This is a genomic window from uncultured Alsobacter sp. (genome assembly GCF_945952055.1).
Taxonomy (GTDB): Bacteria; Pseudomonadota; Alphaproteobacteria; order Rhizobiales; family Beijerinckiaceae; genus Alsobacter.
Window position 1 is genome coordinate 43,716 of sequence record NZ_CAMFHB010000041.1, and the last position, 10,587, is coordinate 54,302.

Sequence of the window (10,587 nt, forward strand, 5' to 3'; positions counted from 1 at the left end):
TGGCCCGAAGCGGAAAAACGATGACAGCCCGATTGCGCCTGCTCTGCCACGCCGCCACGGCCGCGACCCGGACGGTCTCCTTCGCCGACGACGCGCCGGTGGACGCCGCCGAGCATGGGCGCATCGCGCGACTCACGCGGCTGCGCGCCGGCACGGTCCTGGCCTCCCCGGCCCGCGCCGCGCGCGACACGGCCGAGGTGCTCGGCGGGCCGTTCGACGAGGACGGGCGGCTCGCCGATCTCGACGTCGGGCGCTGGCGGGGGCAGACCCTCGACCTCGTGCTGGCCCGCGAGCCGGACGCCGTCGCCCTGTGGATGCGAGACCCGACCTCGGCGCCGCACGGGGGTGAGCCGATCACCGCCCTGGTCGCCCGGGTGGCGGCCTTCCTCGCCGACGCGGCCGACCATCCCCGCCTGCTCGCCGTCACCCATGCGTCGGTCCTGCGCGCCGCCGTCGTCCACGTGCTGGGAGCGCCGGCCCAGGCTTTCTGGTCGGTCGACGCCGCCCCCCTCGGGCTGGTGGAGCTCTCGCACGACGGCCGGCGCTGGGCGCTGCGCTACGGACCACGCGATCCGGGTTGACCCGCTCGCGCGAATTCTCGCGCCGCCGTCATTTTTGGGATTCACAGACCTGTCCCGCTCTGGCACGATTCAGCATCCGTTGGAGCCAGACATGAACCGCCGCACCCTCGACACCGGGAGCGTGGACGCTCTCGCCTTGCCCGCTGCCGGGCCGTTGCCGACCGGCGCATCGAGACGCCTCGCCTAGCTTTTTCGCCTTCCGCAAAGCCTCGCACGCCAGCCCGCCCCGAGCCTCGGGGCCGGGCGCGGAGACGTGCGCCCATCCCACAGCCGGCCAGGGCACGACGCGCCGCGGCCCGGCCCCTTCCGAACGCGCGCAGGACGCAACGTGGACCCATGAGCAGGATCGACGGCGGGATCCCCGCCTACCTCAACGTGCCGCAGGGGGTGCAGCATATCGGCCTGGCGCTGCTGGGACCGGAGTGGGTCCGCTTCCTGTTCCTGATCATGAGCGGGCTGGACCCGGACGAGGCGACGTTCTGGCTCGCCTACCGGGCGGACCGCACCGGCGCATGGCACCAGGGCATGTTCGAGCTGCAGGTCTGCATGGCGATGCACTTCGCCGACATGGACGAGCAGGGCAAGCCCCTGCCCTGGTATGTCGAGCGCTGGACGGAGCGGATCTTCCTGCGCCATCCGCTGCTGTTCACCGACCGCCTCCTGTCCAACGTGGAGGCGCAGTTCCTCGAGCAGACCTTCGGCGGGACGGTGCCGCTCGCCGGACTCTAGCGCGTCGAACGCTCAGGCCCGCGGTGTCTTGGCCAGCCGGTCGAAAGCCATGAGGTCGGCCAGCAGCGCGGGCATCTCCTTCAGGGGCACCATGTTGGGGCCGTCCGACGGCGCGCGCTCGGGGGCCTCGTGGGTCTCGATGAAGACGCCGGCCACGCCCACGGCCACGGCCGCGCGCGACAGGACGGGCACGAATTCGCGCTGCCCGCCGGAGGAGGTCCCCTGCCCTCCCGGCTGCTGGACCGAATGGGTGGCGTCGAAGATCACCGGTGCGCCGGTGCGCGCCATGATGGGCAGCGAGCGCATGTCCGACACCAGCGTGTTGTAGCCGAAGGAGGCGCCGCGCTCGGTCAGCATGACGTCGGGGTTGCCGGCGCCCGTGACCTTGGCGAGCACGTTGGCCATGTCCCACGGCGCCAGGAACTGGCCCTTCTTCACGTTCACCACCCGGCCGGTCTTGGCGGCGGCGACCAGGAGGTCCGTCTGGCGGCACAGGAACGCCGGGATCTGCAGGATGTCGACGACCTCGCCCACGGGCCCGCACTGGCCGGCATCGTGCACGTCGGTCAGCACCGGCAGGCCCAGGGTCTCGCGGATCTCGGCGAAGACGGCGAGAGCGGCATCCAGCCCGATGCCCCGAGCGCCCGTGAGGGAGGTGCGGTTGGCCTTGTCGTAGGACGTCTTGAAGACGAACGGCAGGCCAAGCGCGCCGGTGATCTCCTTGAGGGCGGCCGCCATCTCCAGCGCGTGGGCGCGGCTCTCCATGGCGCAGGGCCCGGCGATCAGGGCCAGCGGCAGGGCATTGCCGAAGCGCACGGCTCCGGCGGCGACGACGGTGTTCGGCGAGATCTCGGTCATCGCGCCGGTATAGACGGTCCCGGCCAGGGAAGCGAGGGCGCCCGGAACCCCTCAGCCGAGAATGGCGTGGGGGAGGAAGCGCGACGTGTTCTTGGTGATCGGGCCATCGTCCTCGCGCAGGCAAAGGCCCGCCGCCTCGCCGGCCACGACCCAGCTGCCGAGCACCACGTAGCGGCCCGCCTCTCCCACGATCGGGGCCAGGGCCTGCCGCACGTAGCCTTCTCGGCCGTAGGGCCCGGGATCGGCGTCGAGCACCTGGGCATCGCGCACCAGCGTGACGTTGGCCCCCTCGCGGGAGTAGAGCGGCTTGCGGGCAAAGCTGGTGCCCAGCGTCGCCTTGCGCGGGTCGTTCTCGAAGAAGGCGGGCAGCAGGGCGGGATGCCCGGGATAAGCCTCCCACAGCAGCGGGAGCAGGCCCTTGTTGGAGATCACCGCCTTCCACGGCGGCTCGATGAACCGCGTCACGGTCGCCGGCAGCGCGGCGGCGAAGTCGTCCCGCAGCATCCACTCCCACGGGTAGAGCTTGAACAGCTGCGCGATCAGCCGGTCCTTGTCGTCGACGAAGGCATCGTCGGCGGAGCGACCGATGTCCGCGAGCCTCACGAAGACCGCCTCGCCTCCCGCCTGGCGTGCGCATTCCTCGAGATAGGCGACGGTGCCGCGGTCCTCGGCGGTGTCGTCCATGCAGGTCAGGTGCAGGCGGCGCCCGCCCGTGATTCGCGCCAGCGCCGCGACGAGCTTGTCGTGCACGCTGTTGAACTGGTCGGCCTCCGGCGGCAGCCGGCCGTCGGCCCGCGCATCCTCGAGCCAGCGCCACTGGACGTAGCCGGTCTCGAACAGCGCGGTGGGCGTGTCGGCGTTGTACTCGAGCAGCTTCGCCGGCCCCGTGCCGTCATAGGCGAAGTCGAAGCGGCCGTAGAGCGACGGGTCGTCGCGCCGCCAGCTCGCCGCGATCGGATCCCACGCCGTCTCCGGGATGGCGAGCCGACGCAGCAGCCTCTCGTCGCCGACGATGCGACCGGCGAGGTCGCGGCACATCGCCTCCAGCTCGGTCGTGACGTCCTCGATGTGGTTCTCGATCTGGGCCAGCGTGAAGGCGTAGTAGGCGTCCTCCACCCAGTAGGGCGCGTCGTTGATGGTGTGGAAGTCGAACCCGTCGGCTTCCAGCATCGCCTTCCAGTCCGCTCGCTCCGCGATGGCGACGCGCCGCATGTCAGCCGCCGCCCCCGGAAAACGCATGCCCGGACGAGCCGAAGCCGCCGCGCGACACGGCCGAATGCCCGCCGTCCCCGCCTGAGCTGGAGGACGACGTTGACGAATCGCCACCGGAAAAGGCCGAGAACCAGCCCCGCCCGGACGAGCCGGACGAGCCGGAGGAGGAACTCGAGGACCCGCCGAAGTGACTGCGGCTGGACGACGAGGAACTCCGCGACTGGCCCGGCCGGCAAACCTCGCCGAGCGCGACCGGCGTGACCCCGTCCTCGTAGGTCGTGAAGCCGGCGGCGTTGCGCGTCAGCGGCTGGAAGGCGCCGCCCCGGCCACCGCCGAAGATCACGCCCGCCCCGTTCGGGCCGGACTTGGCGAACCCGTCGCGGCAGAGCTGCTCGCCGATCTTCCCGTCCGAGATGCAGTGCGCGATGGTGTCGTACATCCGCCCCTGCGGACAGGAACTGTTCGGGGCAATGGCATACACGCCCAGCGCCGCCGCGCCCGCCCCCGCCATCATCTTGAACGGCACGTTCTGGGAGCGTTTCACGGGCCCGGGAGCCTCGGGCTTGCGCTTGCCGAAGTCGCTCACGCTCGCCTCCTCAGGTCGACATGGAGACGGCGTTGAGGATGCCGCAGGTCAGGGAGAGGAAACCCAGCGACAGCGCCGCGGCCCAGTCCCCGTTGGCGATGCGGTCGGAGAGGTTGCTGAGCCGCCAGCGCGCCACGAGATAGGCGCCGGACTGCACCGCGAGGGCGACGATGCCCCAGACGATCAGGTCGACGATCGACACCGAATGGGCCGCCGCGCTGCCGAGCGGCAGGGCGAAACCCAGCATGCTCAGGCCGAACGCGGTGGCGGCGGGGGCGTTTCCCTGCTCGATGAGCCCCAGTTCGTCATGCGACGTGAGGCGCGTGTAAACCGCCGTATAGGCGGCCAACAACACGACGCCGACGAAGAAGTAGAGCAGGAAGGCCGGAAGCCCCTGCAGCGATGCCAGGATCATGCGGTTCCCCCCTTGGACGGCCAGAGGCTAGCGCAACCGGGGCCGGACGGTAAGCGGCCGAGGCTCCGACGCGTTAACGAGCGAAGACCAGCGCCGTGCCCATCGCCGCCTCGGCCGGAACGACGAGTCCCCACGGACCGGGCCTGCAGGGAATGCGAGCCGCCGCCAGACGGCTCTCCATCGCCGCCACGTCGGTCCCGGCGACCGAGAAGCCGACGAAGCGCGGCGGCTCCTCGCCGACCGGCGCGCCCAGCACCCAGGACGCGGCGGCCCCGGTCATGACCTCGATCCGGCCGCGCGGCAGAGGCACGGCGACACCGGCGGAATTGGACACGAGCTCGCGCTCGCCGGAGAAGGCGGACAGGAACTCCGCATGGGCGGCCGGATTCTCCGAGACCATCAGCACCGCGGCCACCCCGGAGGCGCCGTTGGGATGGCGCTGGAAGGCGGGATTCCAGAAGTTCTGCGGCTCGTGCTGCTGGCACACGAAGAAGCCAACTTCCGGGGCAAGCCGGTCCTGCGCGAACGCCAGGCTGAAGGCGACCCGGACGCTGGTGCCGTCCGGTCGCAGGGCCTGCCGCTCGAAGAAGAAGGGCGCGAAATCGCCGATCCCGGCCGCGGCGAACCGGTCGCGGTCGGCCCCGCTGTCGTCCGACTCGAGGACCGTCAGGGCGATCCCCTCCCGGCGGGCAAGGCTGTCGCGCACGAAGGCGCCGAACGAGAAGCGTCCCGGCGCGTGAGGCTCGATGGCCGCGCCCGCGCCCAGCGTGATCAGCTCGAGGAAGACACCCGGCATCTGGACGATGCGGTTCTCCGTTCCCCAGGGATGGCGGTTGCGCGCGCCCACCAGGAAACCCATCGCCTCGTAGAGCTTGCCGGCCGCGTCGAGGTCGTGGACGGCGATGACGAGGTGATCGAGGCCGCGGGGCATGCGTGTGATCCGGATAAGTGAGCGATTCCGGGGCACACATTGCATGGAAGACAGGGAACCGTCACGCCGTCGCCGCAGGCCGGCGTCCCGGACGGAGCGAATTCGTGCGACTGCTGACGTGGACTGTCAGCAGGCCCGGGCCAGCATGCCCCCATCGCAACGAGGAGACGGGACATGCCCACCACCAACGACGCGTCCTACTGGCTCGGGGTCGCCTGCGCCGCCCATGTCCGCCGCGGCCGCGGCGAAGGCTTCATGCAGCTTTGCCACGGCCGGGCGGCGCCGCTGCGGCGCATCCGGCCCGGCGACGGCATCGTCTACTACTCGCCGACGACGCAGATGGGCGTCCCGGACGGGTACCGCAGCCTGACGGCCATCGGGCGGGTCCGCGAGCGCGATACCTATCGGGTCACCATGGCGCCGGGCTTCGAGCCGTTCCGACGGGACGTGGAGTGGGCGGCATCGCGCGAGATCGCGATCGCGCCGCTCCTGCCCCTGCTGAGCTTCTCGGCCGGCAACCGCAACTGGGGCTACCAGCTGCGGCGCGGGATCGTGCCGATGACCGCCGAGGATTTCGAGCTGATCGCAGGCGCCATGGCGGCGGCGGCCGTCGAACCCGCAGCCGCGTGAGCGGATCAGGCCCTCCTGATGCAGAACTGGAGATAGTGCTGCACGACGGTCGAGGCCGCGATCGCGGTGATGTCGGCATGGTCGTAGGCCGGCGCCACCTCCACGACGTCCATGCCGCGCCAGTCCAGGGCCGCCAGGGCCCGCATCAGCATCAGCGCCTGGGCGCTGGAGAGCCCGCCGGCTACGGGCGTGCCTGTGCCCGGCGCGAAGGCCGGATCGAGAACGTCGATGTCGAAGGTCAGGTAGGCCGGCGCATCGCCCACGCGGTCGCGCACGGCCTGCGCGACGGACTCGATGCCGCCGGCATGGACGGCATAGGCATCGAGGATGGCAAGGCCGCAGTCCTGCGGCGCCACGGTTCGGATGCCGATCTGGATCGACATTTCGGGCCGGATCAGGCCCTCGCGCACGGCGGTCGTGACGAAGCTGCCGTGCGAAACGCGCCCTCCGCCGCCGTCGTCCCAGGTGTCCTGGTGGGCGTCGAACTGGACGAGGGCGAGCGGTCCGTGCCGCCGCGCGTGGGCCCGCAGCAGCGGCAGCGTGACGGAATGGTCCCCGCCCAGCGTGAGGAGATGGGCGCCGGACGCCACGATCTCCGCCGCCTCGGCCTCGATGGCCGCGGGCACGCCGGCCGTGTCGCCGTGGTCGATCCAGCAGTCGCCGCGGTCGACGACGACCGTGGTTTCGAAAGGATCGAGGCCGGAGGGATATTGCGGGTCGCCATCGAAGATCGCCGACGCGCGGCGGATCGCCTGCGGCCCGAAGCGCGCTCCCGGCCGGTTCGAGGTGGCGCAGTCGAAGGGAACGCCCCAGACGACCGCGTCGACGCCGGCGAGGTCGCGCGAATAGCGCCGTCGCATGAAGGACAGCGCACCCGCGAAGGTCGGGTCGGCGGCTCCCCCGCGGACGGGCCCGCGGAAGGCGTTATCCACAGGGGGATGTTCCGTTTTGACAACCATCGTGGGCCTTTCCGTACGGCTCAGCCTGCGCTCCGTCCCGAATTCTATCCCAGCCCCGGAATCGCTGTTAGGGGTACAGGACGCGCGGCGGAGTGGGGCAAATGCTTCGGATACAACCAGTCGTAGTTGTGTGCTGCATTGTGGCCGGTGTTGCCACCGCCACGAAGGGACAGGCCGGCGAGACGTCCGCGCGCCCGTCCTGGAGCGGCGTCTATGGCGGGTTCATGGGAGCCGCCTCGAACGCCAAGATCCTCGGCAGCACGCTCAAGGCGGACTTCACGGTGGGCTCGAACGCCAGCCAGGAATCGGCCGTCGTCGACGACGACGCGAAGGGCGCCGGCGTCTTTCTGGGATTTCGCAAGCACCTCGATCAGCGCTTCGTCGTCGGCGTCGAGGCCGATGTCCTGAAGCTCGGGCACACGGCGCGGACCATCAACCTGATTGGGGGAAGTTCGCAGCCGGTCGCGATGCTGAAATACGAGGTCCCCTGGCTGTCGACGCTGCGAGCCGTCGCCGGCGTGTCCTTTGCCGACATTCTGCTCTACGGAACCGGCGGGCTTGCCGTGGCGGGCGAATCCGAGCGTCGCACGCAGTATCGGCTCGTCGCCGGCGCCAGCATACCCGCCTTCACGGAGGCGTCGGACGCGACCAGGATGGGGCTGGCGCTGGGTGCAGGGATCGAGTGGCGCATTGCCGGAGCATGGTCGCTCCGGGCCGAGTGGCTCCACGCGCACTTCCCGCGCGAGGTCTTCGCCTTTCCCGATGCACGCGGAGGCGCACAGGCGTCGTTCGCCAGCGTCCAGGGCCGCATCGCCCGCAATACCGCGGACGTCGACGTGGCCCGGATCGGCATCACCTACACGTTCGGCCTTTTCGACTGATCGGTCGTCCGGCTCGGCGCCGTCGACGGACGCCAGAACGAGAAAAGCCGCCCGAAGGGGCGGCTTTTCCGACTGCGGGACGGCCGCGGAGCGGCCGAAACCTCAGCGCTTGGAGAACTGGAAGCTCCGGCGGGCCTTCTTGCGGCCGTACTTCTTGCGCTCGACCACGCGGCTGTCGCGGGTGAGGAAGCCGACCTTCTTGAGGACGCCGCGCAGCTCGGGCTCGTAGTGCGTCAGAGCCTTGGCGAGACCGTGGCGCACCGCGCCGGCCTGGCCGGAGAGACCGCCGCCGGCAACCGTGACGTTGATGTCGTACTGGTTGAGGCGATTGGCCACCAGCAGCGGCTGCTGCAGGATCATGCGCAGCACCGGACGGGCGAAGTAGGTGCCGACGTCACGGCCGTTGACGGTGACCTTGCCCGCACCGGGCTTGATCCACACGCGGGCGACCGCGTCCTTGCGCTTGCCGGTCGCGTAGGCGCGGCCATGGGCGTCGAGCTTCTGGACGTGACGGGGAGCCTCGGGAGCCGCGGTCTCGACCGCGCCCTTGAGGTCCTGCAGGGACTGGAGGGTTTCGGCCATGATCAGGCGCTCCTCGAATTCTTGCGGTTGAGGGCGGCGACGTCGAGCGACACGGGCTGCTGGGCCTCGTGCGGGTGCTCGGAGCCCCCGTAGACGCGCAGGTTGCCGAGCTGCTGGCGGCCCAGGGGGCCGCGGGGCAGCATGCGCTCGACCGCCTTCTCCACGACGCGCTCGGGGAAGCGGCCTTCGAGGATGAACTTCGCCGAGCGTTCCTTGATGCCGCCCGGGAAGCCGGTGTGATGGAAGTAGACCTTCTGGTCGCGCTTGCGGCCGGTCAGGACGACCTTGTCGGCATTGATGATGATGACGTTGTCACCGCAGTCGACGTGGGGCGTGAACGTGGGCTTGTGCTTGCCCCGCAGACGCATGGCGACGAGCGAAGCGAGGCGGCCGACGACGAGGCCCTTCGCGTCGATCAGCACCCACTTCTTGTCGACCTCGGCGGGCTTTGCCGAATAGGTCTTCATGGATCGGTTCCGCTGGTGGTCCGCCGCGGAGCCGGAAGGCGCCAGGACGGAGCAGTGAAGGCGGGTCACCCGGACGGCTCCCGCTCGATGGCGCGGTGGATACGGGAGGACGGGGGCGATGTCAAGTCACTCGACACTACCTGAATCGCAAAAAGCGAAGCGATTTCAGAGGGATGAGTTTTGTGGTATTATTTTACCGCAATGCTTTTCTGCGGTTCCGCCCGAACCGGCGCCTGGGTAGGCCCGCCGGGCTCAGCGCGGCGGGATGGAATAGGTCGCGGTGACGTGGGCCACAGGGTCGTCGTGCCCCTGCCCCATCAGCGTCACCTCGCCCACCGCCAGCCGCTTGCCCAGCTTCAGGAGCCGGGTTTCCGCGAAGAGCGGCCCGGGCTCGGGCTTGCGCAGGAAGTTGATGTTGAGGTTGGTCGTGACGGCGAGCCCGACGGGGCCGATGGCGCCGAGGATCACGACGTACATCGCGAGGTCGGCGAGCGTCATCATGGCGGGCCCCGAGATGGTACCGCCGGGCCGCAGCTGGCTCTCGTGATAGTCCATGCGCATCCGCGCGGTGCCGGGTCCCAGCGCCTCGACGTGCCAGATGCGGCCATGGAGATAGATCTGCGGAAACTCGCGCTCCAGGAACGCCTCGAGCTCCGGGACCGTCATCACGGGACCACCGACCGCCACGCCTGAACCTCCTCGCCTTGCTGCCACCGGCGCATCGCTTATCATGCCGCGCGCCGGCTGCCAGCCTCATCGCGCGAAGGCGTGCCGGAGGGAGCCCGCATGTCCGCCCAGCGTCACCCCCCACCCGCCGAGCCGATCCTGCTGCGCAGCGACCGCGACGGCATCGCCACGCTGACGCTGAACCGCCCGGCCGCGCGCAACGCCCTGTCGGCGAACCTCATCGCGGCCCTGGCGCGGGAACTCGATTCGATCGGGCGCGACCGCGGCACCCGGGTGGTGATCCTCGCCGCCGCCCCCTCCCCCGCCTTCTGCGCCGGCCACGACCTGAAGGAGGTCACGGCCATGCGGCAGGCCGCCGATGCGGGCCGCGGCGGGTTCACGGACCTCTTCAAGGCCTGCGCGGACATGATGCAGGCGATCGTCGCGCTGCCGCAGCCGGTCATCGCGGCGGTGGAGAGCATCGCGACCGCCGCCGGGTGCCAGCTCGTGGCGACCTGCGACCTGGCCATCGCCGGCGCCGAGGCCGGCTTCTGCACGCCGGGCGTCCACATCGGGCTGTTCTGCTCGACGCCGATGGTCGCCCTGTCGCGCAACGTCGCTCCCAAGCACGCCATGGAGATGCTGCTGACGGGCGACACCGTGCCGGCGCACGAGGCCCTGCGCATGGGGCTGGTCAACCGGGTGGTTCCGGTGGGGACGGCGCTGTCGGAGGCCGAGACGCTCGCCGCCAGGATCGCGTCGAAGTCCGGTGCCGTTCTCGCCATCGGCAAGCGCGCCTTCTACGAGCAGGCCCAGATGCCGCTCGCCGAGGCCTACGCGCACACCGCCGCCGTGATGGTGGAGAACATGCTGCATGCCGACGCCTGCGAGGGGATCGGCGCCTTCGTGGACAAGCGCAAGCCGGTGTGGAGCCGCTGAGCGGGACTGCTGCACCCCGACCTTATGATCCTGAGCAGCCAACTTCGCAGGCTGCTAAGAGCATGTGACGCTTTCGGTGATCCAGCGAGCAGCTCTCTCTCCGCGTCATGGCCGGGCTTGGTGTTTAGACCGGGGAGATGGTGGACACCTG

General features: G+C 70.4%; 14 protein-coding genes. 5 read left to right on the top strand and 9 right to left on the bottom strand.

The genetic code is table 11. From position 1 onward, the window contains the following. Window positions 1-20 precede the first annotated feature (20 nt). Both Q0Q47_RS23855 and Q0Q47_RS23860 read left to right on the top strand, forming a co-directional pair. Window positions 21-581 carry a histidine phosphatase family protein gene (locus Q0Q47_RS23855; RefSeq protein ID WP_293865878.1) on the top strand — a complete coding sequence of 187 codons (561 nt, stop codon included), beginning with the start codon at window positions 21-23 and terminating at the stop codon, window positions 579-581. A gap of 336 nt (window positions 582-917) precedes the next feature. Then, window positions 918-1,310, top strand: coding sequence for a hypothetical protein (locus Q0Q47_RS23860; RefSeq protein WP_293865880.1), 393 nt, complete (start codon window positions 918-920; stop codon window positions 1,308-1,310). A gap of 12 nt (window positions 1,311-1,322) precedes the next feature. Here Q0Q47_RS23860 and kdsA read toward each other — a convergent pair whose 3' ends face one another. The 5 genes from kdsA to Q0Q47_RS23885 form a co-directional block, all read right to left on the bottom strand. Then, window positions 1,323-2,168, bottom strand: coding sequence for a 3-deoxy-8-phosphooctulonate synthase (kdsA, locus tag Q0Q47_RS23865; RefSeq protein ID WP_293865882.1), 846 nt, complete (start codon window positions 2,166-2,168; stop codon window positions 1,323-1,325). Window positions 2,169-2,219: 51 nt separating this feature from the next. After that, window positions 2,220-3,380: a glutathionylspermidine synthase family protein gene (locus Q0Q47_RS23870; RefSeq protein ID WP_293865884.1), complete on the bottom strand. Its 1,161-nt coding sequence runs from the start codon at window positions 3,378-3,380 to the stop codon at window positions 2,220-2,222. Window position 3,381: 1 nt separating this feature from the next. Then, window positions 3,382-3,966: a hypothetical protein gene (locus Q0Q47_RS23875; RefSeq protein ID WP_293865886.1), complete on the bottom strand. Its 585-nt coding sequence runs from the start codon at window positions 3,964-3,966 to the stop codon at window positions 3,382-3,384. A 10-nt stretch (window positions 3,967-3,976) separates the two neighbouring features. Further along, on the bottom strand, window positions 3,977-4,381 hold the full coding sequence (locus Q0Q47_RS23880; RefSeq protein ID WP_293865888.1) for a DUF350 domain-containing protein: 405 nt from the start codon (window positions 4,379-4,381) through the stop codon (window positions 3,977-3,979). A gap of 73 nt (window positions 4,382-4,454) precedes the next feature. Beyond that, window positions 4,455-5,312 (bottom strand): VOC family protein, encoded by an 858-nt coding sequence (locus Q0Q47_RS23885; RefSeq protein ID WP_293865891.1) that lies wholly within the window; start codon window positions 5,310-5,312, stop codon window positions 4,455-4,457. A gap of 174 nt (window positions 5,313-5,486) precedes the next feature. Here Q0Q47_RS23885 and Q0Q47_RS23890 point away from each other — a divergent pair, with 174 nt between their 5' ends. Then, window positions 5,487-5,942, top strand: a complete 456-nt coding sequence (locus Q0Q47_RS23890; RefSeq protein WP_293865894.1) for an EVE domain-containing protein — start codon at window positions 5,487-5,489, stop codon at window positions 5,940-5,942. A 5-nt stretch (window positions 5,943-5,947) separates the two neighbouring features. Here the strand turns inward: Q0Q47_RS23890 and speB are convergent, their stop codons facing one another. After that, window positions 5,948-6,901, bottom strand: a complete 954-nt coding sequence (gene speB / locus Q0Q47_RS23895; RefSeq protein ID WP_293865897.1) for an agmatinase — start codon at window positions 6,899-6,901, stop codon at window positions 5,948-5,950. Between the two features lie 140 nt (window positions 6,902-7,041). Here speB and Q0Q47_RS23900 point away from each other — a divergent pair, with 140 nt between their 5' ends. Beyond that, entirely contained in the window at window positions 7,042-7,782 is a 741-nt protein-coding gene (locus Q0Q47_RS23900; protein WP_293865900.1) for an outer membrane beta-barrel protein, read from the top strand. Between the two features lie 102 nt (window positions 7,783-7,884). Here Q0Q47_RS23900 and rpsI read toward each other — a convergent pair whose 3' ends face one another. From rpsI to Q0Q47_RS23915, 3 genes are all read right to left on the bottom strand, one after another. After that, window positions 7,885-8,364, bottom strand: a complete 480-nt coding sequence (gene rpsI / locus Q0Q47_RS23905; RefSeq protein ID WP_293865903.1) for a 30S ribosomal protein S9 — start codon at window positions 8,362-8,364, stop codon at window positions 7,885-7,887. 2 nt (window positions 8,365-8,366) lie between these two features. Next, a complete protein-coding gene (gene rplM / locus Q0Q47_RS23910) occupies window positions 8,367-8,831 on the bottom strand; it encodes a 50S ribosomal protein L13 (protein WP_293865906.1) in 465 nt (154 codons plus the stop codon). A gap of 252 nt (window positions 8,832-9,083) precedes the next feature. Continuing rightward, window positions 9,084-9,497 (bottom strand): PaaI family thioesterase, encoded by a 414-nt coding sequence (locus Q0Q47_RS23915; RefSeq protein WP_293865912.1) that lies wholly within the window; start codon window positions 9,495-9,497, stop codon window positions 9,084-9,086. 120 nt (window positions 9,498-9,617) lie between these two features. Between Q0Q47_RS23915 and Q0Q47_RS23920 the strand changes: the two genes are divergently transcribed. Then, window positions 9,618-10,436 (top strand): enoyl-CoA hydratase, encoded by an 819-nt coding sequence (locus tag Q0Q47_RS23920; RefSeq protein WP_293865909.1) that lies wholly within the window; start codon window positions 9,618-9,620, stop codon window positions 10,434-10,436. Window positions 10,437-10,587: the final 151 nt, after the last annotated feature.